Genomic DNA, 25,940 nt, shown 5'->3' with positions numbered 1-25,940 from the left:
CGCGGCGCGCGGGGGTAGAAGCGGGAGCGGTGGCGGCGAAAGAAGTCGAGGCTGTCGCAGAGGCTGCGTTCATCGCAGAGCAGGCCGCCGCAGTGGCCGCAGGGCCGGTCGTTGAACTGCGCGAGCGCCTCGCGCATGCCCTTGGACCACCGCACGGTGCCATCGGGCTGCGCGTTCAGACCTTCTTCCTTCGACTTGCGACTGCCCGCCATGCCATTTCCCTCGATTGATGCCAGCGGGATTGTCGGCCAACACGCGCGGCCAAAAAAAAGCGCCCTCGCGGGCGCATGAATTCAGGAGAAGACAGTCCTTCGGTCAGGACTGCCTGCCTTGCAGCAGGCCGCTGAGCGAACCCAGCAGGTCGTCGTGGTTGCCCAGACCCTGGTCCGGGACCTTGCCGTGCGGCGTGAGCTGGTCGATCAGCGCTGGCAGCATGGTGGCCAGCATCGGCAGCAGCGTTTGCGCATTGATGCCGAGCTTGGACGCGATGGCGGCAATGGTGTCGCTGCCCAGCGCGTTTTGCAGCTGATCGCCCGAAACCGGCTGGTTTTCTCCCTTGCCGATCCACGAGCCGATGACGTCACCCATGCCCGCCTGCTCGAACTTCGAGACCAGACCGCCCAGGCCGCCCTGCCCGCCGTTGTTGGCGAGCAGGCCGCCCAGCGCACCGGCCAGGCCTCCCAGATCGCCCAGTCCACCGCTTTGCGGTTGCTGCTGTTGGGCAGCGCCCCCGAGCACCTGACCGAGTACTGAATCGAGCAATCCCATGGCTTTTCCTTTTGGTGTGTGACAGACCGACAGCATTGTTAGGCGCGGCGGACCATAAGCTGAAAGTGGAACATCACTTTCAAACTGGCAACGTGACAAATTACTTGGTACGGGCCGTCCGTTTGGGGAGCAATGCGGGACTGACCCCTTGCACTCCCACCAGGCCCAGCACGGTGAGCAGCGAATTCTGCGCGCCTTTCCATGCGTCTGTCACGTCAATGGACTCGCTCAGTGAATGGAATCCCGAGGCCTTGCCGCCGCCGCCGACGATGATGGCCGGAACGCCCAGCGAGATCGGCACGTTGGCGTCGGTGCTGCCGCCGCGCAGCAGGGTCTTGTGGCCGAAGGCGCTGTTCGAGCGGACGGCGGCCTCCACGATCACCGAGTCGGGCGGCGTGCGGCCGCCGGGGCGGTTGCCGATGAGCTTGGTGCTCACGCTCAGCGTGTTGACGTTCCAGCGCTTGTTTTCCTCGACCACGGCCTCGTCGATGGCCACGAGGATCTTCTTTTCGGTCTCCAGCAGCGAGGCCATGTCGTCCGAGCGGATGTCGATGGCCATGCGCGCGTCGGGCGCGATGGTGTTGACCGAGGTCCCGCCGCCCACGGTGCCGACGGTGAAGGTCGTCTTCGGGAAGCTCGGCGTGCGGATCTCGGCGATCTTCGCGATGGCGCGACCCATGCCGTGGATCGCGCTGGGCACCTGGCCGAAGGCGCCGAAGCTGTGGCCGCCCGGGCCCTGGAACGTGACCTCGTAGCGGTGGCTCGCGGTGCCGAGCACCAGCACCGCGCCCGGCGGCGAGGGCTCCAGCCCCACCATGCCGTCGATGTCGAGGTAGTCGTTGAAGACGGCCTTCATGCCACGCAGGTTGCCGAGCTCTTCCTCGCCGACGTTGCCGACGAACAGCAGGTCGCCCACCGTCTGCACCTTGTTGTCGTTCAGCACCTTGAGCCACGACAGCAGCACGGCGAGCCCGCGCGTGTCGTCCGCAATGCCCGGCGCGTGGAGCCGGCCGTCGCGCTCCTTGACCTTCACGTCGGTGCCGGCGGGAAACACGGTGTCGAGGTGCGCGGAGATCAGCAGCTTCGGCCCGTTGCCCGTGCCCTTGCGCAGGCCGACCACGTTGCCTTCGGCGTCGATCTTCGCGTGCGTCAGGCCGAAGGCCTTCATGCGCGCGAGAAAGGCTTCGGCGCGCTTCTGTTCCTTGAAGGGCGGTGCCTCGATCTCGGTGAGCATCTTCAGGTCTTCGACCGAGCGCTCATGGTCGGCCCTGACCGCGTCGAGCAGTTTCTGGATGGCCGGCGCTGCCATCAGTTGGGCATAGGCCTTGTCGACCTCGGGGCTGACCTGCGCGGGCGTTGGGGCGACAGCCGGGCTCTGGGCGAGCGCGCCCTGTGCAGTGCACACCAGTGCGGCGAGGACGAGAGGGGCGAGGCGCAGTGGACTAGGCGAGCGGGACATCGAAAGTCCTTCTTTTGTCTCAGTAGAGTAACGATTGTTTCTCAGGCTTTCCGCGCGCGCGTTGCGGAAAACACCACCTTGCGCGGCCTGCCTAGAGCCCGGCGAGGCACACCAGCGCGGCCAGCGCCGCGGTTTCGGCGCGCAGCACGCGCGTGCCGAGGGTGACGGGGGCGAAGCCGCGGGCGATGGCCTGCTGTTCTTCCGAGCTGCTCAGGCCGCCTTCGGGGCCGCTCAGCACGACCGCGCCGTGGCCATCGGGGATCTGCACCGCAGGAAGGGCGCGCGTGCCCTCCGCGAGGCTCAGCACGAGGCGCACGGCGGTCGATCCCGTGTTGTGCTGCGCATCGAGCCAGCCCGAAAAGGACTGCACCGGAAGGACTACCGGCACGCGGTTGCGCCCGCACTGCTCGCAGGCCGCAATCGCGATCGCCTCCCAGTGGGCCCGCTTCTTCTCGGCGCGTTCGCCCGACAGGCGCAGCACGCCGTGGGCCGTGGCCAGCGGCTGGATGCTCGCCACGCCGAGCTCGGTGGCTTTCTCCACCAGCCAGTCCATGCGTTCGTTCGCCGGCATGCCGACCGCGAGATGCACGGCGCGCGGGGCTTCACGCTCCACCGGCTGGTGCGCGCCGACCGTCACCGCGACCTCGCTGCGGCCCATGCGCTCGACCGTCGCCGCGTATTCGCCGCCTGCGCCGTCGAACAGCGTGAGCGCATCGCCGGGCTGCATCCGCAGCACCTGCACATGGCGCGCGGCGCCGGCCGGCAGCGCCAGGCTGGCACCGGCGGTCAGCGGCACGGAACAGTGAAAACGCGGCATGCTGTGAAATCGATGGCGGTGGGCAGCCGTTTTCCTTCAGACGCGGCCGTAGGCGAAGCCGGTGAGGGCCGAGGTGCCCTCGACTTCGTCGATCACGCGCAGCAACGGCGTCAGCTCCATGTAGCGGCTGGCGGTGGCGCGGATGTAGGCGATGAAGCGCGGCGTGTCGGCCAGGTACTTGGGCTTGCCGTCGCGCAGCGTGAGGCGCGCGAAGATGCCGGCCACCTTCAGGTGGCGCTGCAGCCCCATCCACTCGACCGCGCGGTAGAAGGCGCCGAAGTCCTCATCGACCGGCAGGCCGGCCTTGCGCGCCGCTGTCCAGTAGCGGATGGTGACGTCGAGCACGAATTCCTCGTCCCAGCTCAGGAAGGCGTCGCGCATCAGGCTGGCGACGTCGTAGGTGATGGGGCCGTAGACCGCGTCCTGGAAGTCGAGCACGCCGAGCGCGGGACCGTTGCCGGCCATGAGGTTGCGCGGCATGAAGTCGCGGTGCACGTAGACGCTGGGCGAAGCGAGGTTGCTCTCGACGATCAGCTTGAAGCTGCGCTCCAGCCGCTCCTTCAGCTTGCCCTCGACCGCGATGCCGCGGTGGCGGCCGATGTACCACTCGGGGAACAGCGCCAGTTCGCGCTCCAGCAGCGCCCGGTCATAGGGCGGCAGCACGCCGGGTTGGGAGGCCAGCTGCCAGCGGATCAATGCGTCGATGGCCTGGTCGTAGAGCGGGCGGCTCGCGTCGGGCCGGGCCGGATCGATCACGTCCAGCATGGTCTGGCGGCCCAGGTCGTCGAGCAGCAGGAAGCCGTGGGGCTGGTCCCATTCGAGCACCGTGGGGGCGAGCACGCCGGCGCCGGCCATCAGCTGCGCCACCTGGACGAAGGGGGCGCTGTTTTCCTTGTCCGGCGGGGCGTCCAACACGATGCGCGTCGGCGCGGCCGGGTCGGTGGTGTCGAGGCGGAAATAGCGGCGGAAGCTCGCGTCGGCCGAGGCGAGCCGCACCGTGTCGGGCAGCAGTCGGTGGGTAGGCGCGATAGCGGCCACCCAGGCCCGGAACGCTTCGGCCCGCTGCGGATCGGTCCAGGGGATGGTCTCGGCGGGGCTTGGGGCCAATGAGGCCGGGGGCGGGGGTGCTGTCATGGATAATCGATTCTACAAATCCGCCTGGCGCGGCAATCCCCCTTGGCCGGCTTCCGGCCGATGCGGGTTGCTGCCCGCCCCAGCAACCCCCCCGCCTGCCGCGCCGTCTCCCGACGATCCTTCGTTCCGAACCGATGCCTACGACCCAAAGCCCCCACGCTTGGCACCTTGTGCGCTCGCTGCCGCTCTCCCTCGGGGAGTCGGCGGCTTCCCTCGGAACAGCGGGGCGGGTGGCTTGATGCGCCGGCGTGTCGCCCTGCGGCGCTCCGCCCCGCCGCTGCCGCTGGCCGTTCTGTCGCTGGCCCTGATGCACGCGCATGGCGCGTCCGCGCAGCAGGCCGGCAACCTCGACGGGCCGCTCACGCTGAAGCGCACGCCGCTGCTGACCGAAACCCTGACGCCCGCGGACCGCAGCCAGATGCCCAGCATCATCACCGGCGACCGCATCTCCGGCCGGCCCGACCTCGAGACCGTGGTCGAAGGCAACGCCACGCTGCGGCGCGGCGCGGTGTCCATCACTGCCGACCGGCTCGAGTACTACCAGCCGGACGACCGCGCCAAGGCCACCGGCAACGTGCGGGTCAATCAGGCCGGCAACGTGTACGAAGGCCCCGAGCTGCAGCTCAAGCTCGAGACCTTCGAGGGCTTCTTCAACAACGTGCGCTACCAGTTCCTCGCGAACGAAGCGCACGGCGAGGCCAAGCGCATCGACTTCGTCGACGCCAACGTGTCGGTGGCCCGCGAAGCCACCTACACCACCTGCCGCCGCGAGGACTTCCCGGGCTGGATGCCGGCCTGGCTGCTCACCGCGACCACGATGACCACGGACACCGAGGAAAACGAGGGCGTGGCCAAGAATGCGCGGCTGAGCTTCATGGGCATCACCACGCCGCCGATTCCGAGCGTGAGCTTCCCGCTGTCGAACGAGCGCAAGAGCGGCCTGCTGCCGCCCACCATCGGCGTCGACAACATCAACGGCATCGAGATCGCGCAGCCGTACTACTGGAACATCGCGCCCAACCGCGACGCCACGTTCACGCCGACGATCATGAGCAAGCGCGGCGTCGATTTCAGCAACGAGTTCCGCTACCTCGAGAAGGGTTACAACGGAACGATGCGCCTGGACCTGATGGGCAGCGACCGGCTCGTGGGCCAGCGCTACAACGAACTGCGCGCCAGCCAGCTCCAGCAGCTGGCCAATGGGCAGATCCAGGCCAAGGACCTGACTCCGGCGCCCAGCAGCACCAAGCGCTGGGGGCTGTGGGGCACGCATCACCAGGACTTCGATGCCAAGGCGCTGGGCCTGGATTCGTTGACCGCCAACATCACCATCAACCGGGTGAGCGACAACGACTACTGGCGCGACTTCACGCGCACGCCGTCGCTCACGCAGCGCCAATTGCCCAACGACGCATCGCTCAGCTGGAGCAAGGGCGACTGGAGCGGCATGGTCCGCACGCTGAAGTACCAGAACCTGCAGTACAACCTGTCGCCGATCGTGCCCGCGTACGACCGGCTGCCGCAGATCACGGCCAACTACAACAAGTACGACTGGCACGGCTTCGACGTGGCGCTCAACCTGGACTACACGCGCTTCCGCGTGAACACGATCCTGGCGGGGCAGCCCGGCTACGACGCCACCCAGCAGTCGCAGCCCGACGGCGACCGCGCCTCGGCCGTCGCCTCGATCAGCCGGCCGTTCATCACGCCGAGTTCGTTCGTCATTCCCAAGCTGATGCTGAACGCGGCCTCGTACAACTACTACCTGCCGCAGTCGGACATTCCGAAGCTGACGCTCAACGGAGTCCAGTACGTCAATGGCGTGCCCTACAACGCCAACTCGCTGTACTTCTTCCCGACCTCCAGCAACCGGACGGTGCCGACCTTCAGCCTCGACAGCGGCCTGATCTTCGAGCGCGACGCCAGCTACTTCGGCCGCGCCTTCCGCCAGACGCTGGAGCCGCGTGCGTACTACGTCTACACGCCGTACCGCAACCAGAGCATGCTGCCGAACTACGACTCGGCGGCCAACGACTTCAGCTTCGCGACCATCTACACCGAGAACGCGTTCTCGGGCGGCGACCGCATCTCGGACACCAACGCCCTCACGCTGGGCGTGACCTCTCGCCTGATCGATCCGGCAACCGGCGTCGAGGCTGCGCGCTTCGGCATCGCGCAGCGGCTGCGCTTCAGCGACCAGAAGGTCACGCTGCCCGGCGGCACGCCGGTGACCGACCGCAAGAGCGACCTGCTCGTGGGCGCCCAGATCAACTGGACGCCCAAGTGGAGCCTGGACACCGTCGTGCAGTACAACCCCGACACGCGCAAGTCGGAGCGATCGGCCATCAGCGCGCGCTACAACCCCGAGCCGTACCACAACCTGAGCGCGGCCTTCCGCTACCAGGCGCCCACCACCCCGACCGCGACTGACGGCAACAAGTCGATCGACGTGGGCTGGCAATGGCCGATCAACGACCTCTGGGGCGACAAGGGCAAGAACCTCGGCCCCGGCAAGGGCCAGGGCGGCGGCCGCTGGTATGCGGTCGGCCGGCTCAACTACAGCCTGCAGGACAAGAAACTCACGGACGGCGTGCTCGGTTTCGAGTACGACGGCTGCTGCTGGATCGGGCGCGTGGTGCTGCAGCGCATCACCACGGGCCAGGTGACGGCGAACACCCGCATCATGTTCCAGCTCGAATTCGTCGGCTTCTCGAGCATCGGCTCCAGCCCCATGCAGGCCCTGCGGCAGAACATCCAGCGCTACGAACCCTTGCGCCAACCGGGCGAGGCGCCGAGCCGCTTCACCAATTACGACTGAGACGACTGACTGAGCGACGCCATGAAATACATCCGTTCCATCATCACCCTGGGCTGCCTTGCGGCAATCGCTGCAAGCTCGGGCGCGCAGGGCTACCGCGCCGGCAGCGGCATCACGGACATCATGCGCGCCGGGCCGCGCCTGGGCCCGCCCGCAGCGCGTGCGCCGGCGGCTGCGCCCGCTGCGGCGCCCGTGCAGCGCTCGGCCGAATACATCGTTGCGCTTGTCAACTCGGAGCCGATCACCAACACCGACGTGCAGACGCGCGTGTCGCGACTGGTCAAGGAGAACCCCGACGCCGAACGCGTCCCCCGCAGCGAGCTCACGCGGCTCGTGCTCGAGCGGCTGATCACGGAACGTGCGCAGCTTCAGCTCGCGAAGGAAGCCGGACTCAAGGTCGACGAAGTGGCCATCGACCAGGCCGAGCAGACCGTGGCGCGCCAGAACGAGATCAGCCTCGTCGAGCTGCGCCGCCGCGTGGCTGGCGAGGGCATCGCGCTGCAGGATTTCCGCAACGACCTGCGCGACCAGCTGCTGCTCACGCGCCTGCGCGACCGCGAAGTCGAATCGAAGGTCAAGATCAGCGACGCCGAGGCTGACGAATACCTGCGCGACCAGCGCAACCTCGCCGTCAAGAATGCGGCGCTGGAAAACCTCAACCTCGCGCAGGTGCTGGTGGCCGTTCCCGAGAACGCCACCGACGCGCAGGTGGCCGCGGCGCAGAAGAAAGCACAGGACCTCGCCCAGCGCGCCCGCTCCGGCGAAGACTTCGCCAAGCTGGTGCGCGAGAACTCCGATTCGCCCGACCGCGCCAATGGCGGCGCCATCGGCATGCGCAGTGCCGACCGCTATCCGTCGCTGTTCGTCGAGGCCACGCAATCGACGGCGGTGAACGGCATCGCCGGGCCGGTGCGCTCCAGCGCCGGCTTCCACGTGCTCAAGGTGCTGGCCAAGGCCCAGATCGGCTCTGGCGACGCGACGGTCACGCAGACGCAGGTGCGCCACATCCTGCTGCTCAACGATCCCAAGCGCACCACGGCGCAGGCGGTGGCGCAGCTGGCCGAATTCAAGCGCCGTGTGCAGGCCGGCACCGCCGACTTCGCCGGCCTGGCCCGCGACAACTCGCAGGACGCCAGCGCCAAGACAGGCGGCGACCTCGGCTGGTCGCGCCCGGGCCAGTTCGTGCCCGAATTCGAGGAGGCCATGGACCGGCTCGCGCCGGGCCAGATCAGCGACCCCGTGGTGTCGCGCTTCGGCGTGCACCTGATCCAGGTGGTCGGCCGCCGCGACACCAAGCTCAGCCAGTCGGAGCAGCGCGAAGCCGCGCGCGCCGCGCTGCGCGAACAACGCGTGGACGAAGCCTTCACCACCTGGGTGCAGGAAGTGCGTGCGCGCGCCTACGTCGAATACCGCGACCCGCCCCAGTCTTGATGTGGCACACCCCCAGGCTGCGCGCACTTCGTGTCGCTTCGCCAACCCCCTTGCAGGGGGCAACACCAGCGGCCCGGCAAAGCCGGTTCCGCGGTGTTCCTGGCGTAACTTCCCTTTTTCCTCGTTGACGGTGGCTTGACGGCATGGCTCAGCACATCGCGAGGAAGCGATTCGGGCAGCATTTCCTGTCCGACGGGGGGATCATCGATGCGATCGTGAGCGAGATCGCACCGCAGCCCGGCGATCCGATGGTCGAGATCGGCCCGGGGCTTGCGGCGCTGACGCAGCCGCTGGTCGAGCGGCTCGGCCGCCTGACGGTCATCGAGCTCGACCGTGACCTGGCCAAGCGGCTGCGCGAGCATTCGCAGCTCGACGTCATCGAATCCGACGTGTTGAAGGTGGATTTCGCCGAACTCGCGGCCAAGGCGTCGAAACCCCTGCGCGTGGTGGGCAACCTGCCTTACAACATCTCCACGCCCATCCTGTTCCACCTGCTGGGCTATGCCCACCTGGTCGCCGACCAGCACTTCATGCTGCAAAAGGAAGTGATCGACCGCATGGTGGCGAAACCCGCCACCTCGGACTACAGCCGCCTGAGCGTGATGCTGCAGTGGCGCTATGAGATGGAAAACGTGCTGTTCGTGCCGCCCGAGAGCTTCGACCCGCCGCCGCGCGTGGACAGCGCCGTGGTGCGCATGGTGCCGCTGGCCGAACCGCCGGCCGTGGATGCGGCGCGGCTCGGCGAGATCGTGCAGGTGGCTTTCAGCCAGCGCCGCAAGATCCTGCGGCACACGCTGGGCAAGTGGCTTGAGGAACATGGCTTCGATGGGGCGTTCGACCCCCAGCGCCGTGCCGAAGAAGTGCCGGTAGCCGAATACGTGGCATTGGCCCAAGCCGTCCCCCATTGAAAAAGCCCCGCAGAAGCGGGGCTTTTTCAATTCCAGGGTGCCGCCGATCCGGCTTTGCCGGTCGGCCAGCACCGCCCCCGGAAGGGGGTAGGCGCAGCGACACGAAGTGCGCGCAGCCTGGGGGTGAACCGCTTACGCGGCGGCGAGCCAGTAGCCAGCGTTGAAAGGGCTGCTCATGCGCAGCGCCAGGGGCGACACGTCGACCAGTTTGTCGGTCGGCATTTTTTCGCCGGCCGGCTCGGTGCTGGCGGCGGCCGTTGCGGCGGCGTTGGGGTTCACTTCGATGCCATCGAGGGTTTCAGCGTTTGGCTGAGCCTCGTTCGCCCGTTCTGCTTGGCTGGTAGATGCAGAACGGGCTACAGAAAAGAATAGAAGCACCGGAACGGGACCTTGCGGTCGCCCCAGTAGTCCGAGGCGTCGCGGAAGATGTCGAGCAGCTGCTCGCGCGCTTCCTTGTCGAACTTGGCGTTGGCCGGAATCTGTTCCAGGACGATGACGAAACCAGGCTGCGGGCCCGATTTATGCAACGGGTCCGTCATGCAGTCGTACAGCGCGTCGAAGTTCTTCCCGAAGTGGGCCGGGAACGTGAACTGCTGCGCGATCAGGTCGAGCACGTCCTGCTTGGTCTGGGCGTTGCCCAGGTTGGCGTACAGGAAGTGCTGGCCGGCTGCGTTGGCAGCGTCCTGCAGGTCGCTCACGCGGAACGCGCGGATCGATTGCACGATGTTCGGGCGTACGGCACGAAGGGATAAGGTCATCTCCGCTGGTCTTTCCATAGTCATCATCATTTCTTCGGGGCGCTTCGGGGCGCCGCCCAGGTCGTTTTCATCGCTCATGGCGCAATCCGTCTGAAACTCGCATAGTGATCTGCCGTGTACCAGCAGGCCTCGGGTGCCGTGCGCTGCTCGCCGCCGCAGACGATCCGTTGTGCACCACGATTGCGTGAACCGGGCGTCTGCACCGTGTACTCGCGGTAGTGGCCACGGCGCGCCGGCGGCAAAAGACGCTCGCGATTGCCGAACACGGTGCCGTCCTTGTCATGCCGGAAGGGGCCGCCACTGAGGATGGCCTGGTAGGTTCGCTGGCCTTGCACCGGCAAGTCGGACAGTGCAATTGTTTCCTCGGCGGACGTTTTTCCGGCGCCGAACCATCCGCGGGCCTCGGCCCCCGTCGTCAACGCCGCCAGCATCAGGCTGGTGAGCGCAAACTTTGTGAACGAGGACGTGATCGAGGCGTAAGCCGCCATGGGGCACCACAAGAAAAGAGCGGGGGGTTCGAATCGGCGATCAACGTCGGGGTTAACCCGCAAATTCAAGCCCGCGAGTGTGCACCACGCTGGCGAAAATAGCAAGCGACTGCTCAAAGTTTGAGCAGTCGCAAGGGGGGTGAGTGGTGCTTTAAGTTGGCGACCACTCTCGCCAAAGGGCCTATCTTTCGGCGTTTGCGTCAGCCACTGTCAAGGCTGTCATGTTCACGATGCGTCGAACAGTCGCGCTGGCCGTGAGAATGTGCACAGGTTTGGCCGCGCCGAGCAGAACCGGGCCGATCGCGATATTGCCGCCAGCCGCCGTCTTGAGCAGGTTGTACGAAATATTGGCGGCATCGATGTTCGGAAATACCAACAGGTTGGCGTCGCCGGCCAGTGCGCTGTGCGGCATGACGACCGCGCGCTGCTTGCTGTCGAGCGCCACGTCGCCGTGCATTTCGCCATCCACTTCGAGCCAGGGCGCCTGCACGCGCAGCAGTTCGAGCGTCTTGCGCATCTTGATGGCGCTGGGCTCGTTGCTGGTGCCGAAGTTCGAATGCGACAGCAGCGCCGCCTTCGGCTTCAGGCCGAAGCGCATCATTTCCTCGGCCGCCATCGTTGTGATCTCGGCCAGTTCCTCGGGCGAGGGGTCGTAGTTGACGTGCGTGTCGACCAGGAACACCTGGCGGTCAGGCAGCAGCAGGCCGTTCATGCAGGCGTACACCGGCACGTCCTGCGGCGTGCTTTCGCAGCCGCCGGGGCGCTTGCCGATCACTTGGTCGATGTAGTGCAGGTGGATCAGCGTGGTGCCCCAGGTGCCGCAGATCATGCCGTCCACCTCGTCCTTGTGCAGCAGCATCGCGCCAATCAGCGTGAGGCGGCGGCGCATCTCGATCTTGGCGGTCTGCACCGTCTGGCCCTTGCGCTCGGTCATGCGGTGGTAGGTCTGCCAGAAATCGCGGTAGCGGTGGTCCTGCTCGACGTTGACGATGTCGTAGTCGAGCTCTTCCTTCAGGCGCAGGCCGAACTTCTCGATGCGCTGGGCGATGACGGCCGGGCGGCCGATCAGCGTCGGACGCGCAATGCCCTCGTCGACCACGATCTGCGCGGCGCGCAGAACGCGCTCTTCCTCGCCTTCGCAGTACGCCACGCGCTTCTTCGACGCGCGCCGGGCGCTGTCGAAGATCGGCTTCATCGTGGTGCCCGAGGCATAGACGAAGCTCTGCAGCCTGTCGCGGTAGGCGTCCATGTCCTTGATCGGACGCGACGCCACGCCGCTATCCTCGGCTGCCTTGGCCACGGCCGGCGCGATCTTCATCATGAGACGCGGATCGAAGGGCTTCGGAATCAGGTATTCGGGGCCGAAGGACAGCTTTTCACCGACGTAGGCCGCAGCCACGCGCTCGCTCTGCTCGGCCTGTGCCAGGTCGGCAATGGCGTGCACCGCGGCGATTTCCATCTCGTCGGTGATCGTCGTCGCGCCGCAGTCCAGCGCACCGCGGAAGATGTACGGGAAGCACAGGACGTTGTTGACCTGGTTCGGGTAGTCGGTGCGGCCGGTGGCCATGATGACGTCGTCGCGCACCGCATGGGCGTCCTCGGGCGCGATCTCGGGGTTCGGGTTCGCCAGCGCGAAGATCACCGGGCGCTTGGCCATCTTGGCCACCATGGCAGGCTTGAGCACGCCGCCGGCCGACAGGCCCAGGAACACGTCGGCGCCCTCGATCACCTCTGCGAGCGTGCGCGCGTCGGTCTTCTGCATGTACTGGCGCTTGTCGTCGTCCATCAGCTCGGTGCGGCCTTCGTAGACCACGCCAGCGAGGTCGGTGACGAACACGTTCTCGCGCTTCAGGCCGACCTTCAGCAGCAGGTTCAGGCAGGCCAGCGCAGCGGCACCGGCGCCGGAGGCCACCAGCTTCACCTCGGCGATGTTCTTGCCGGCCACCTTCAGGCCGTTGACCATGGCGGCCGCCACCGTGATGGCCGTGCCGTGCTGGTCGTCGTGGAACACCGGGATCTTCATGCGTTTGCGCAGCTCGCGCTCGACGTAGAAGCAGTCCGGCGCCTTGATGTCTTCGAGGTTGATGGCGCCGAAGGTCGGCTCCAGCGACGCGATGATGTCGACCAGCTTGGCCGGGTCCTTCTCGTCGATCTCGATGTCGAACACGTCGACGCCGGCGAACTTCTTGAAGAGGACGCCCTTGCCTTCCATCACCGGCTTGGACGCCAGCGGGCCGATGTCGCCCAGGCCCAGCACGGCGGTGCCGTTGCTGATGACGGCCACGAGATTGCCGCGCGAGGTGTACTTGAACGCGTTGGCCGGGTCCTTGACGATTTCCTCGCAGGGCGCGGCCACGCCGGGCGAGTAGGCCAGCGACAGGTCACGCTGGTTGACCATCTGCTTGGTCGCCGCGATGGCGATCTTGCCGGGCACGGGAAACTCGTGGTACTCGAGGGCGGCACGTCGCAACTCGGCGCGTTTGTCTTCGGGCGTGGGAGTCGATGAGGTCGAGGGGGTCGAATCTGACATGTGCCGTAGCTCCTGGTGGCGCTTCTTCTGGGGGCGCCGATTGTAGACCTCGCTGCGCACCGGCCATACGCCGCATGGCCGGTGGGAGCCATGGCGAAAAGCCGGGTGCGGCGTCAAACCGGTGTGGCAATATGCACGGTTCGGACAAAACCTGAAAAAACGAGGAGCGACCATGGCCCTGATGGATTTCATCAAGAAGCAGTTCATCGACATCATCCAGTGGACCGAGACCGGCGACGGCACGCTGGCCTGGCGCTTCCCAATGGCCGAGATGGAAATCCAGAACGGCGCCTCGCTCACCGTTCGCGAATCGCAGGTTGCCGTCTTCGTCAACGAAGGCAAGGTGGCCGACGTGTTTGGCCCCGGCATGTACAAGCTCACGACGCAGACGCTGCCCGTGCTCACGTACCTGAAGAACTGGGACAAGCTCTTCGAGTCCCCCTTCAAGAGCGACGTCTATTTCTTCAGCACCCGCCAGCAGGTCGACCAGAAGTGGGGCACGCCCCAGCCGATCACCATCCGCGACAAGGACTTCGGCGCGGTGCGCCTGCGGGCCTTCGGCAACTACAGCTTCCGCATCGGCGACGCCAAGGCCTTCCACACCGAGATCTCCGGCACGCGCGACATCTACTCGGTGGCCGACCTCGACGGCCAGCTGCGTGGGCTGGTGCTGCAGAACATCAGCAACGCCATCGCTTCGAGCGGCGTGCCCTTCCTCGACCTCGCGGCCAACCAGATCCAGTTTGCGCAGGCGCTCGCCGCGCAGCTGGTGCCCGAGTTCGGGAAGATCGGCATCAAGCTCGAGAACATCACGGTGCAGAACGTCTCGCTGCCCGAAGAGCTCCAGAAGATCCTCGACCAGAAGATCGGCATGGGCATGGTCGGCAACGACATGGGCAAGTTCATGCAGTACCAGACGGCGCAGGCCATTCCCAAGTTCGCCGAGGGCGCCGCTGGCGGCAGCGGCATCGCGGGCGACGCGATGGGCCTGGGCGCCGGCGTGGCGCTCGGCCAGGTGCTGGCGCAGAACCTCGCGCAGGGCCTGAGCCCGAATGCGGCCGCCCAGGCTGCGGCGACGCAGCAGCAGCCGGCCGTGGCCGTGGTGAGCCCCACCGACGTGATGACCACGCTCGAGAAGCTCGGCGAACTCAAGGCCAAGGGCATCCTCACGCAGGAAGAGTTCGACGCCAAGAAGGTGGAACTCCTCAAAAAGCTCGTCTGACCCGGCGCCATGTTCCCGATAGCGCCTGACGCCCGTTCCACGGGCGCCAGAGGCCTCATTGGCTTGAAAAACTCGTGGCCGTCCGAGCCATGGCCTGCAAGCCATGGCTGAGGAAAACGGCAACCAACGCTACTACCGCGCACCCTGCCCCGGCTGCGGCGCGCCGGTCGAATTCCGATCGGCGCAATCGACGCACGCGGTCTGCCCCTACTGCCAGAGCACCGTCGTGCGACAGGGCGACACGCTCGCGCGCACCGGCAAGATGGCCGAGCTGTTCGACGACTTCAGCCCGCTGCAGCTGTTTGCCGCCGGCCGCATCCAGGACAAGCCCTTCACGCTGATCGGCCGGCTGCAGTACACCTACCCCGGCGGCCGCTGGACCGAGTGGATCGCCGCGCTCGACGGCGACCGCACCGGCGTGCTCAGCGAGGACAACGGCGCCTACGTCTTCGCACTGCCCTTCGACCTGCAACGCACTGCGCCGCCCTGGAACGAACTGCGCGTGGGCGCCACCACCGCCTTCGCGGGCCAGAGCTACGCCGTCACCTCGAACGAGCAGGTGGCGCTGACCTCCGCGCAGGGCGAACTGCCGCACCTGCCCGAGCTCGGCCGTTCCTTCGCGATGGTCGAGCTGCGCAACGACAAGGGCCTGGTCCTCAGCATCGACTACGGCACGCAGCCGCCCGCGAGCTACCTCGGCCGCTCGGTGCAGCTCGAAGACCTGCAGCTCACCGGCCTGCGCGAGGAATCCGCCAAGGACGAAAAGGGCCGCAGTTTCAACTGCCCCAACTGCGGCTCGCCCGTCACCGTCAACTTCGCCGACAGCAAGAGCATCACCTGCCGCTCGTGCAACAGCATCGTCGACCTGTCGCAAGGCATCGGCGGCGAGCTCAAGCACGCCACGCAGGACGAGCCCGTGCGCCCGCTCATCGCGCTGGGCAGCATGGGCCAGCTGCAGGGCGCGCAGTGGCAGGTGGTCGGCTTCCAGCACCGCATGGGCAGCGCGCCCGGCGACGACGAGTTGTTCGGCTGGGACGAGTACCTGCTCTACAACAAGAAGCGCGGCTTCAGCTTCCTGGTGGACGCCGAGGACGGCTGGAGCATGGTCAAGCCGACCACAGGCGCGCCTGTGATGGCCGAGAACGGCAGCACCGCCACCTACCTCAACAAGCGCTACCAGCAGCAGTACGCCTACAACGCCGAGACCACCTACGTGGCGGGCGAGTTCTACTGGCAGGTCGAGCGCGGGCAGAAAACCTTCAACCGCGACTTCGCCAGCGGCGGCGCGCTGCTGTCGATGGAGCGCTCGGCCAACGAACTCACGTGGTCGTCGGGCAGCAAGCTCGACAGCGGCCTGGTGGCCACCGCCTTCAAGCTCGACGCGCGCAAGGACATGTTCAAGCGCGCCGACGCGCTGCCCGTGAGTGCCGCATCCGGCATGGGCTGCGGCACCATCGTCCTCATCGTCGTCGTGATCATCATCGTGTTGATCATCATGAGCACCTGCAGCAATACCAACGACTCCTCGGGCGGTTACCGCAGCTCGGGCGGCTCGTACGGCGGCTATTCGAGTGGCGGCGGCCACAAATGACGGCGAAGATGCACGCGATGTTGTCTCTCACTACTACGACTGGAGGTCCCCATGGGATTTGAATGGCTGAAACCGGGCGTGGTCCTCGGATCGCTCGTGTACGCGCTGATCGGCGTCCTGGTCTTCTGGCTCTGCTTCCTGATCATCGACAAGATCACGCCCTATGACCTGTGGGGCGAGATCGTCGAGAAGCAGAACGTGGCGCTGGGGCTGGTGGTTGCCGCGATGAGCCTCGGCATCAGCATCATCGTCGCCGCAGCAATCCATTGAGCGACGCGGCCCTGCCCGCGCGCACCCCGGATGCGCGGGGGCCGCAACCCGTGGAGATCGCGCTGCTCGCCAGCGTGTTCGTGGTCGCCGCCTGCGGGCTTGTCTACGAACTGAGCGCGGCCGCGCTGAGCAGCTATCTGCTGGGCGACTCGGTGCTGCAGTTCAGCACCATCATCGGCACCTACCTGTTCGCGATGGGCGTGGGCTCATGGCTCTCGCGCTATTTCGAGCGGCAACTGCCGGCGCACTTCCTTCGCATCGAACTGATGGTGGCGCTCATCGGCGGTGCGTTGCCGGCGATCCTGTTCCTGGCGAATGCGTATGTGCCGAGCGCCTTCCGGCTGCTGCTGTACGGCCTCGTGATGGTCGTGGGCACGCTGGTGGGGCTCGAGATTCCGCTGGTGATGCGCATCCTGAAGCGCAACATCGTGCTCAAGAACCTCGTGTCTCAGGTGCTCACCTTCGACTACCTCGGCGCGCTCGCGGTGTCGGTGGCGTTTCCGCTCGTCCTTGTGCCGCAGCTCGGCATGATCCGCACCGGCCTGCTGTTCGGCTTCATGAATGCGGCCGTGGCGGTGTGGGCGCTGTGGTTGTTCCGGCATGAGCTGCGCCGCGTCGGCGCGCATGCGGTCGCGTGCTTTCTCGCACTGGCCGCACTGGTCGCGGCCTTCGCCTGGGCCGATCACATCACCACGCTGGCCGAGGACAAGTTCTACCAGGACCGTATCGTGTTCAGCGCCACCTCGCCCTACCAGCGCATCGTGGTCACGCGCGGGCTGCTCGGGCACCGGCTGTTCCTCAACGGCAACCTGCAGTTCGCCGAGCGCGACGAATACCGCTATCACGAGGCGCTCGTGCATCCGGTGATGGCCGCGCAGGGCGCGCCGAAGAAGGTCGCCGTGCTGGGCGGCGGCGACGGCATGGCGGTGCGCGAGATTCTCAAGTACCCCTCGGTCGAGTCGGTCACGCTCGTGGAGCTCGATCCGAACATGACAAAACTCTTCACCGAGCACGAGACCCTGGCCGCGCTCAACGGCCACTCGCTCTCGTCGCCCAAGGTGAAGATCGTCAACACCGACGCCTTCCAGTGGCTGCAGCAGCCCGGGGACATGTTCGACGTGATCGTGGTCGACTTTCCGGATCCGACCAACTTCGCCATCGGCAAGCTCTACACCAACAGCTTCTACGCGCTGCTCGAGAAGCGCCTTTCGGCCAGCGGCTACGCGGTGATCCAGACCACCTCGCCGCTGGTGGCGCGCAAGAGCTACTGGACCGTGGCCACCACCATCGAATCGGTGGGCCTGCGCGCCACGCCGTATCACGCGCACGTGCCGAGCTTCGGCGAATGGGGCTACATCATCGCGAGCCGGCGGCCCTACCGCATGCCCGATGCGCTGCCTTCGGGCCTGCGCTTCCTCTCTCCTTCCACGCTGCCGTTGATGTTCGACTTCCCGCTCGACATGGCGCGCGTGCCGGCCGAAGTGAACCGGCTGTCGAACCAGACCCTTGTCACCACCTACGAGCAGGAGTGGGGCAAGGTGATGGCGCACTAGCTGAGTCATGCAACGGCGCGAATTTCTCGGAATGGCGGCAGGCGCGCTGGCGCTTGCCGGCTGCGAGGCGCCGCCAACGCCCATCGAAGGCGGCTTCACCGGTATCGACGTGGCGCGCGGCCACGCGATGCGCGACGGCGCGCTCAAGAGCCAGGCGCCCGCCGTCGTGAAGCGCACGCGCGTGGTGATCGCAGGCGGCGGCGTCGCGGGCCTTGCGGCCGCACGCGCCCTGCGGCTCTCGGGCATCGACGACTTCACGCTGCTCGAGCTCGAGGACACCGCCGGCGGCAATGCACGCGGCGGCGTGGTCAACGGCATCGCCTGCCCGCTGGGCGCGCACTACCTGCCGGTTCCCGGCGACGATGCGCGCGAGGTGCAGGACCTGCTCGAGGAACTCGGCCTGCGCCGCCGCGTGGCGGGTCGCTGGGAATACGACGAGGTCATGCTCTGCCACAGCCCGCAGGAGCGCCTGTTCTTCCGCGGCGAGTGGCAGGACGGCCTGCTGCCCGTGCACGGCGTGGGCGAAGGCACGCTCGCGCAGTACCGCAAGTTCGCGCAGCGCATCGATGCGATGCAGCACGCGGCGCACTTCGCCATTCCCACGCTCAAGGTCGCCGTCACGCCCGAGCTGCTGGCGCTCGACGCCATCACCTTCGCGGGCTGGCTCGACAGCGAAGGCTTCAGCGACGCGCAGCTGCGCTGGTACCTCGACTACTGCTGCCGCGACGATTACGGCGCCGGCATCGAACACGTCTCGGCCTGGGCCGGCATCCACTACTTCGCGAGCCGCCACGGCTTCCATGCGCCCGGCGATCCCACCGGCAGCGTCAACGATTCGAGCCCCGAGCGCGACGGCATCCTCACCTGGCCCGAAGGCAACGGCTGGCTCACGAAGCAGCTGGCCAGGCCGCTCGGCGACCGGCTGCGCACCGGCCAGGTCGTTACGCGCATCGCCGAGGTGCGCGACGGCGTCGAGGTCGACGCGTGGGATGCGGCCACGAAATCGCTCGTGCGCTGGCAGGCCGAGCGCTGCATCGTCGCGCTGCCCGTGTTCATCGCCGCGCGCGTGGTCGAGAGCTCGCCGGCCGTGCTGAAGAACGCCGCGGCCCACGTGCGCTACGCGCCCTGGCTCGTGGCCAACATCCATCTGCGCGGCCCGCTGGCCGACCGCCACGGCGCCGCGCCGAGCTGGGACAACGTGATCCACGGCACGCGCGGCCTCGGCTACGTCGACGCGCGGCACCAGTCGCTCGACCCGACGCCGCGCGGCACGGTGCTCAGCTGGTACCGCCCGCTGGGGCCGAGCAACTACGACGCGGCAGACGGCCGCAAGCTGCTGCTCGATCGGCCGTGGAGCGGCTGGCGGGACGACCTGCTCGCAGAGCTGTCGGTGCCGCACCCCGACTTGCTTTCGCTCGCCACGCGCATCGACGTCACGCGCTATGGACACGCCATGTCCATCCCCAGGCCAGGACTACTGGCCCAGATCGGCTCGCAGCGCAGCGCGCCCGATGCTGCGCATCGCGGCAGCGTCGTGGCGGGCCGCCTGTCGTTCGCGCATGCAGACTGGTCGGGCTACTCGATCTTCGAGGAGGCGTTCACGCGTGGGCACCTCGCCGGAACGAGCGTGGGGGCGGCATGAGGACACACGTCCGAGACGCAATCACGCCGACGGGGTGCTCTGCTCCGCGAATGTCCCCCGGCCTGCGGCCTCCTCCTTTATTTCGCTGCGCAGAGCACCCCATCGACGTGATCGTTCGGAGCACTGGTTGATCGAGCGGAAGAAACGCAGCGTGCCCTGTGCGAAGGGCACCGGGTGTCCCCCGCAGCGAAATAAAGGAGGAGGCGAAGCCGGGGGACATTCGCGGAGGGGGACACCCGGTGTCCTTTGCACTCGCCATGAAAAAACACCCAGCAAGGCAAACCGCACCATGAATCCTTGAAAACGGCCCGGCGCAGCCCCGTGCAGTTTTCACGCGGACTTCACACACGGCGCCATTGCTTCACAGACGGTCTGCAAACTCGCGAACGCCAACAAAAACATCGGGGGAGCTTCCATGCTTCAAGTCGCCAACAGAAAACTCGCGTCGCTCAGCGACGTGCTCTTCACCGGGCTGGGCCGCGCGCTCGGCTTCCTGCGTCCGCTGGCCCGCGGGCTCATCGGTTCCTGGCGACCCCCGGGCTGGCTGCGCATTGCCGGCGCCTTCGTGCTGCTCGGATTGCAGTGGCTGCAGCAGCGGTTGGCCTGGCTGGTGCTGCTCCTCTTGCTCGTGTTGGCCGGCTGGATGGCGAGCCCCCATGTGCTGAAGTGGTGGCACGGCCTCACGCCCGACCGCGTCGAGCCCGTCGTCGCCACCGCGAAGACCGAGCCGCCGCAGCGTACGCAGATCGAGCTCGACAAGGGGCCGAACCCCTTCGTCATGAACTTCTCCGCCTCGGTCGCGCCCATTGCGCGCATCGGCCAGGAGGCCACCGGCGTCACCATCGAGCCCGCCATCGCCGGCCGCTGGAGCTGGACCAAACAGAATCGCCTCGAATTCCTGCCCGCGCAGGACTGGCCCATCGGCCAGCCCTACAAGGTGCAGATCGCCGGCAACGCGCTCGCGCCGCACATCGAGATGGCGCAGCGCAAGTACGAGTTCACCTCGCCCGAATTCACCGCCCAGATCGCCAGCGCCGAGTTCTATCAGGACCCGGTGCAGGCCAACGTGCGCCGCGCGCTTTTCCAGGTGCGCTTCTCGCACCCCGTCAACACGGCCGAGTTCGAAAAGCGCCTGGTGCTGACCTACGACCAGCCCTGCAGCAGCTCGATCTTCAGCGTCGGCAAGTGCGCGAGCGAGAAGTTCACGGTCAGCTACGACAAGCTGCGCCTCAATGCCACCCTGCAGTCGGAGCCGCTGCCGATTCCCGAGAAGACGCGTCCAGCGATTCTCAGCCTCACGGCCGGCACGGTCGCGCAGAAGGGCGGCCCGGCGCTGCGCAACGACCAGTCCCGCGCGGTCGACATCCCCGGCCTCTTCAGCCTGGCCATCGCCGGCATCGAGCCCACCATCGTCACCGGCGAGAACGGCGAGCCCGAGCACGTGATGCACGTCACCGCCTCGATGCCGGTGCACGAGCGCGAAATGGCGCGCGTGGTGCAGGCCTGGCTGCTGCCCGCCACGGAAGAAGCCAAGGGCGACCCCGACGAGAAGTTCGACTGGTCGGCCGGGTCCGCGAAGATCACTGACGCCGTGCTGCGCCGCGCGAAGAAGATCAACCTGCAGCCCATCGCCAGCGAGCGCGAAGTGACCGAGATGGTCAGTTTCCGCATGCCGCAGGCCGAGGGCGGGCGCTACCTGCTGGTGCGCGTGGCCAAGGGCTTGAAGACGCCCGGCGGCTACCAGCTCGGCGCGGCGCGCCAGGACGTGCTGCTGCTCAAGACCTTCGCGCCCGAGCTCACCATCATGAGCCAGGGCTCGCTGCTCGCACTCTCGGGCGAGCGCAAGCTGCCGATCCTGGTGCGCGACCTGCCCGGCATCCGCCTCGAGATCGGCCGCCTGCTGCCGCAGCAGCTGCAGCACCTGGTGACGCAGACCAACGGCGACTTCGCGCATCCGCAGTTCTACGGCGGCCTGCAGTCGGACAACCTCGTCGACCGCTTCCAGAAGGAGATCCCGCTCAGCATTCCCGCCGGCAAGGCGCACTACGAAACGGTCGACTTCGCCGAGTACCTGCGCAGCGACGCGGCCGACCGGCGCGGCGTGTTCCTGCTCAAGGTGCAGGGCTACGACCCCAAGGCCAAGAAGAAGCCCGAAGGCGACGCGCAGGCCCAGCCCGAAGACGAACAGCAGCAGGAGCAGTCCTCGGACGAGGAAGAAGGCAACGGCGAAGGCGGCAACCCCGAGCAGCAGCTAGACCAGCGCCTCGTGCTCGTCACTGACCTGGGCATCGTCGCCAAGAAGTCGCTCGACGGCACGCGCGACGTGTTCGTGCAGAGCATCGCCAACGGCCAGCCGGTGGCGGGCGCCATGGTCGAGGTGTGGGGCCGCAACGGCATGATCGTCGCGTCGCAGGCCACCGACGCGACGGGCGCGGCCAAGCTGCCCAACCTCGCCGGCTACCAGCGCGAGAAGGCGCCGGTGGTGCTGGTCGTGCGCAAGGACGGCGATCTGAGCTTCCTGCCCTTCAACCGCAGCGACCGCACGCTGGACATCTCGCGCTTCGACGTCGGCGGCTTGCGCGCGGCCGGCGTGCCGAACCAGATGACGGCCTACGTCTTCAGCGACCGTGGCATCTACCGCCCGGGCGACACCATGCACATCGCGATGATGGTGAAGGCCGGCAACTGGGCCACCTCGCTGCGCGACCTGCCGCTCGAAGCCGAGATCATCGACGCGCGCGGCCTCAGCGTGCGCCGCGAAAAACTCAAGCTCGGCCCCGGTGGCGCCGCGGAAATCGCCCACACCACGCAGGACAGCTCGCCCACCGGCAACTACACCGTCAACCTCTACCTGCCGCGCGAATCGTCGCCCGGCACGCCCGAGGTCGAAGGCCTGCTGATCGGCAGCACCACCGTGAAGGTGCAGGAGTTCCTGCCTGATCGCACCAAGGTCACGGCCAAGCTCAGCAGCGAAGTGGCCGAAGGCTGGGTCAAGCCGAAGGACCTGAAGGCCCTCATCGACGTGCAGAACCTCTTCGGTACGCCCGCGCCCGACCGCAAGGTGGAAGGCACTCTCACGCTGAGCCCCGGCTTCCCGGTGTTCCGTGCGTTCACCGACTACGCCTTCTTCGATCCGCAGCGCGCTGCCGACAGGCAGGTCGACGACCTGGGCAGCGTGCAGACCAGCGCCGACGGCAAGGCCGAGTTCGACCTGCGCCTGTCGCGCTTCGACGCCGCCACCTACCAGGTGCACGTGCTGGCCAAGGCCTTCGAGCCCGAGGGCGGGCGCAGCGTGTCGGCCGAGGCGCAGACGCTGGTGAGCGACATGCCCTACCTCGTCGGCGTGAAGGTCGACGGCGACGTCGGCTACGTGAGCAAGGGCGCCGCGCGCAGCGCCACCGTGATCGCGATCGACCCGCAGGCCAGGAAGACGGCCGTGCCCGGCCTGAAGATCGAGCGCGTCGAACGCAAGGTGCTGTCGGTGCTCATCAAGCAGGACAGCGGCCTGTATCGCTACGAGTCGCGCCGCAAGGAGATCGTGCTCGACGAGAAGCCCTTCGCCATCGTTGCCGCCGGCAACACCGTGGCGCTGGACACCGGCGCCCCCGGCAACTTCGCCTACGTGGTGCGCAACGCCGACGGGCTGGAGCTCAACCGCGTCGAATACAGCGTGGCCGGCAATGCCAACGTCTCGCGTTCGCTCGACCGCAATGCCGAGCTGCAGCTCACGCTCGACCGCAAGGACTACGAGCCGGGGCAGGAGATTGCCGTGAGCATCCGCGCGCCCTACGTGGGTGCCGGCCTCATCACCATCGAGCGCGACAAGGTCTACGCCCACGCTTGGTTCAAGACCGACAAGACCGCCTCGGTGCAGAAGATCACTCTGCCCAAGGACTTCGAAGGCACGGGCTACATCAACGTGCACTTCGTGCGCGACCCGGCCTCGGACGAGGTCTACATGAGCCCGCTGTCGTACGGCGTCGTGCCCTTCGCCACCGCGCTGACCAAGCGCACCGCCAACCTGCAGCTCACCAGCAGCGAACTCGTGAAGCCCGGCCAGACCGTGAAGATGAAGCTCACCAGTGACAAGCCCACGCGCGCCGTGGTGTTTGCGGTGGACGAGGGCATCCTGCAGGTGGCGCGCTACAAGACGCCCGATCCGCTCAAGCACTTCTTCCAGAAGCGCGCGCTCGAAGTCGGCACGCTGCAGACGCTCGACCTGATCCTGCCGGAGTTCAAGAAGCTCATGCAGGGCGCCGCGCCCGGCGGGGACGGCGAAGGCGAACTCGGCAAGCACCTGAACCCGTTCAAGCGCAAGCGCGACAAGCCGGTGGCCTACTGGTCGGGGCTGGTGGATGTGAACGGCAGCCGCGAGTTCAGCTACACCGTGCCCGAGAGCTTCAACGGCAGCCTGCGCGTGATGGCCGTCGCGGTGAACGACGAAACCACTGCCGCCAAGAGCACCCGCACCGTGGTGCGCGGCGACATGGTGATCCTGCCGAACGCACCGCTCGCGATGGCGCCCGGCGACACCGTCGAGGTGGGCGTGGGCCTGGCCAACAATATCGTGGGCTCGGGCAAGGAAGCGCCCATCGCGCTCACGCTCACCGCCTCGGGCGGGCTCGAAGTGGTGGGTGATGCCACGCAGACGCTCAAGGTCAACGAGCGCGGCGAAGCCAGCACGAAGTTCAACGTACGCGCCAAGCCGGGCGAACAGGCGGTGCTGGGTTCCTCGGCGCTGGTGTTCACCTCCACGCACAAGAACTACAGCGCCCGCTTGTCCACCGAGGTGAGCGTGCGTCCGGCATCGCCCTTCGTCACGCTGGTGCAGGCCGGCAGCTTCCAGCGCGCGGGAGAAATCTCGAGCCAGGCCGACCTGTATCCGAACTTCCGCCAGAGCGACGTGGCCGTGTCGGCCGCGCCGTGGGCCTTTGCCACCGGCCTCATGCAGTACCTGGAGGCCTACCCGCACGGCTGCACCGAGCAGATCACGAGCCAGACCTTCCCGGCGGTTCTGCTCTCGGGCCGTCCCGAGCTGGTGAAGGAAATGGCGCGTGGGCGCACGGCCGAGCAGGGCCCGCTGCCCGAGGCGCGCAAGACCTTCGAGCGCTACCTCGTGCAGCTGCGCGCACGGCAGACGGCCGACGGCGGCTTCTCGCTGTGGCCCGGTGCGGGCACCGATGCCTTCGCCACGCTGTACGCCGTGCACCTGCTGGTCGAGGCCAAGGACCACAAGCTGCCCGTGCCACAAGACCTGCTGCAGAAGGCCAACATCTATCTGCAGGGCTGGCTCGGCAGCGGCGACAGCTCGCTCGACGGCTGGCGCCAGCGCACGCAGGCGGCCTACCTGCTGACGCGGCAGGGCATCGTCGCGCCGGCCGCACTGGCCAACCTGCGCGAAGCATGGCGCGGCAGGCAGACGCAAGGCTGGAGCGACGACCTCGGCGCCGTGTACCTCGCCGCGAGCTACCAGTTCGTGAAGCAGGAGCAGGTGGCCAACGAGCTGCTCAACCCGGTGTGGGCCGACCTGCTCGCGCGCACCGAGAAGAAGCAGCGCCGCAACGTCTGGGGCGCCTACTACGACCCGCTGGTGCACGACAGCGTGACGCTGCACCTCGTGGGCCGCCACTTCCCGTCGCGCCTGAAGACGCTGAAGCCCGCGGTGTGGGAAGGCATGAGCGCGATGGTGCGCGACGGCTGGTACAACAGCCTGTCGTCGGCCTCGATGCTGCTTGCGGTCGACTCGTACTTCGAGGCCGTGGGGCAGAACGTGGAAGGCAAGCTCACGGCGAGCACCGTCAATGCACAGGGCCAGGCCGCCGCGCTCGCGCTGGGCGCGGTCAACCCGATCACGCGCGCCGCGGTGCCGGCCGGCACCGCCAAGCTGAAGCTGTCGAACGACAGCGACTTCAACCTGTACTACAGCTGGGCCGAACAGGGCTTCGAACGCAACGTGCCCACCACCGCGGTGAACAAGGGCCTCGAGATCTTCCATGAAGTGCTCGATGCCAAGGGCAACCCGATCGCCAAGGCGAAGCTCGGCGAGGAGGTCACGGTGCGGGTGCGCGTGCGCAGCCTGGAGCGGGCGAACATCAACGACGTGGCGCTGGTCGACGTGCTGCCCGGCGGGCTGGAGCCGGTGCTGCAGGCCGTGGGTGACGACGACGATGCGAACGCCGACGCGCCGATCTGGAAGAAGCGCCTCGGTGGCGGCGGCTCGTGGAAGGTGCAGTACGCCGACATCCGCGAAGACCGCGTCGTGTTCTACGGCAGCGTCAACAAGGACCTGCTCGAGGTGACCTACAAGGCGCGCGCCACCAACGTGGGCGACTACGTGGTGCCGGCGGCGTACGGCGAGGCGATGTACGACCGGCGCGTGTTCTCGCGCTCGGCAGGGGCGCGCTTCCAGGTGGTGGCGAATTGATCATGACGCACCTGGGTCTTGTCCCCTCTCCCGCTTGCGGGAGAGGGTTAGGGTGAGGGTGCGGCACCAACATGACCACCGTGCTCGATCCGTCGCCGATGCCCTCACCCCAACCATCTCCCGGAGG

18 protein-coding genes are annotated in these 25,940 nt (G+C 67.3%); 10 read left to right on the top strand and 8 right to left on the bottom strand.

Annotation, left to right across the window (positions count from 1 at the left end; genetic code table 11):
• Positions 1–29: 29 nt before the first annotated feature.
• Positions 30–230, top strand: a complete 201-nt coding sequence (locus ACEOAB_RS29365) for a hypothetical protein (RefSeq protein ID WP_495653305.1) — start codon at positions 30–32, stop codon at positions 228–230.
• Between the two features lie 85 nt (positions 231–315).
• Here the strand turns inward: ACEOAB_RS29365 and ACEOAB_RS29360 are convergent, their stop codons facing one another.
• From ACEOAB_RS29360 to ACEOAB_RS29345, 4 genes are all read right to left on the bottom strand, one after another.
• Complete coding sequence (locus tag ACEOAB_RS29360) at positions 316–768, bottom strand: YidB family protein (protein ID WP_007834874.1); 453 nt, start codon at positions 766–768, stop codon at positions 316–318.
• 100 nt (positions 769–868) lie between these two features.
• Positions 869–2,227, bottom strand: coding sequence for a M20/M25/M40 family metallo-hydrolase (locus ACEOAB_RS29355; RefSeq protein ID WP_413750925.1), 1,359 nt, complete (start codon positions 2,225–2,227; stop codon positions 869–871).
• 91 nt (positions 2,228–2,318) lie between these two features.
• Entirely contained in the window at positions 2,319–3,044 is a 726-nt protein-coding gene (locus ACEOAB_RS29350) for a 16S rRNA (uracil(1498)-N(3))-methyltransferase (RefSeq protein WP_413750926.1), read from the bottom strand.
• A 36-nt stretch (positions 3,045–3,080) separates the two neighbouring features.
• Positions 3,081–4,178 (bottom strand): aminoglycoside phosphotransferase family protein, encoded by a 1,098-nt coding sequence (locus ACEOAB_RS29345; protein WP_495653304.1) that lies wholly within the window; start codon positions 4,176–4,178, stop codon positions 3,081–3,083.
• Positions 4,179–4,416: 238 nt separating this feature from the next.
• Between ACEOAB_RS29345 and ACEOAB_RS29340 the strand changes: the two genes are divergently transcribed.
• From ACEOAB_RS29340 to rsmA, 3 genes are all read left to right on the top strand, one after another.
• The gene (locus ACEOAB_RS29340) at positions 4,417–6,996 is read left to right on the top strand and encodes an LPS-assembly protein LptD (protein WP_413749836.1); all 2,580 of its coding nucleotides are present in this window, start codon (positions 4,417–4,419) and stop codon (positions 6,994–6,996) included.
• A gap of 21 nt (positions 6,997–7,017) precedes the next feature.
• Entirely contained in the window at positions 7,018–8,427 is a 1,410-nt protein-coding gene (locus ACEOAB_RS29335) for a peptidylprolyl isomerase (protein WP_495653303.1), read from the top strand.
• Between the two features lie 143 nt (positions 8,428–8,570).
• The gene (gene rsmA / locus ACEOAB_RS29330; protein WP_056594984.1) at positions 8,571–9,335 is read left to right on the top strand and encodes a 16S rRNA (adenine(1518)-N(6)/adenine(1519)-N(6))-dimethyltransferase RsmA; all 765 of its coding nucleotides are present in this window, start codon (positions 8,571–8,573) and stop codon (positions 9,333–9,335) included.
• A 132-nt stretch (positions 9,336–9,467) separates the two neighbouring features.
• Here rsmA and ACEOAB_RS29325 read toward each other — a convergent pair whose 3' ends face one another.
• The 4 genes from ACEOAB_RS29325 to ACEOAB_RS29310 all read right to left on the bottom strand — a co-directional run bounded on the left by ACEOAB_RS29325 (position 9,468) and on the right by ACEOAB_RS29310 (position 13,111).
• Positions 9,468–9,614: a hypothetical protein gene (locus ACEOAB_RS29325; RefSeq protein ID WP_155403714.1), complete on the bottom strand. Its 147-nt coding sequence runs from the start codon at positions 9,612–9,614 to the stop codon at positions 9,468–9,470.
• Positions 9,615–9,691: 77 nt separating this feature from the next.
• Positions 9,692–10,117: a barstar family protein gene (locus tag ACEOAB_RS29320; RefSeq protein WP_157610139.1), complete on the bottom strand. Its 426-nt coding sequence runs from the start codon at positions 10,115–10,117 to the stop codon at positions 9,692–9,694.
• A 50-nt stretch (positions 10,118–10,167) separates the two neighbouring features.
• Complete coding sequence (locus tag ACEOAB_RS29315; protein ID WP_007828532.1) at positions 10,168–10,581, bottom strand: guanyl-specific ribonuclease; 414 nt, start codon at positions 10,579–10,581, stop codon at positions 10,168–10,170.
• A gap of 181 nt (positions 10,582–10,762) precedes the next feature.
• Complete coding sequence (locus tag ACEOAB_RS29310) at positions 10,763–13,111, bottom strand: NADP-dependent malic enzyme (RefSeq protein ID WP_413749838.1); 2,349 nt, start codon at positions 13,109–13,111, stop codon at positions 10,763–10,765.
• A gap of 172 nt (positions 13,112–13,283) precedes the next feature.
• On the opposite strand from ACEOAB_RS29310, the gene ACEOAB_RS29305 reads away from it, so the two are divergent.
• The 6 genes from ACEOAB_RS29305 to ACEOAB_RS29280 all read left to right on the top strand — a co-directional run bounded on the left by ACEOAB_RS29305 (position 13,284) and on the right by ACEOAB_RS29280 (position 25,813).
• Positions 13,284–14,333 carry an SPFH domain-containing protein gene (locus ACEOAB_RS29305; RefSeq protein ID WP_007828536.1) on the top strand — a complete coding sequence of 350 codons (1,050 nt, stop codon included), beginning with the start codon at positions 13,284–13,286 and terminating at the stop codon, positions 14,331–14,333.
• A 103-nt stretch (positions 14,334–14,436) separates the two neighbouring features.
• Positions 14,437–15,924 (top strand): DUF4178 domain-containing protein, encoded by a 1,488-nt coding sequence (locus tag ACEOAB_RS29300; protein WP_413749839.1) that lies wholly within the window; start codon positions 14,437–14,439, stop codon positions 15,922–15,924.
• Between the two features lie 51 nt (positions 15,925–15,975).
• Positions 15,976–16,194 carry a DUF350 domain-containing protein gene (locus ACEOAB_RS29295; RefSeq protein ID WP_007828540.1) on the top strand — a complete coding sequence of 73 codons (219 nt, stop codon included), beginning with the start codon at positions 15,976–15,978 and terminating at the stop codon, positions 16,192–16,194.
• The gene (locus ACEOAB_RS29290; RefSeq protein ID WP_413749840.1) at positions 16,191–17,747 is read left to right on the top strand and encodes a polyamine aminopropyltransferase; all 1,557 of its coding nucleotides are present in this window, start codon (positions 16,191–16,193) and stop codon (positions 17,745–17,747) included. Before ACEOAB_RS29295 ends, ACEOAB_RS29290 begins: the two co-directional genes overlap by 4 nt.
• 7 nt (positions 17,748–17,754) lie before the next feature.
• The gene (locus ACEOAB_RS29285) at positions 17,755–19,389 is read left to right on the top strand and encodes an FAD-dependent oxidoreductase (RefSeq protein ID WP_495653302.1); all 1,635 of its coding nucleotides are present in this window, start codon (positions 17,755–17,757) and stop codon (positions 19,387–19,389) included.
• A 415-nt stretch (positions 19,390–19,804) separates the two neighbouring features.
• Positions 19,805–25,813 carry an alpha-2-macroglobulin family protein gene (locus ACEOAB_RS29280; protein WP_413750380.1) on the top strand — a complete coding sequence of 2,003 codons (6,009 nt, stop codon included), beginning with the start codon at positions 19,805–19,807 and terminating at the stop codon, positions 25,811–25,813.
• Positions 25,814–25,940 lie beyond the last annotated feature (127 nt).

This window comes from Variovorax sp. Varisp53 (assembly GCF_059491555.1).
Note: the sequence above shows the minus strand (reverse complement) of the source record. Positions and strands in the feature narration are given on the sequence as shown.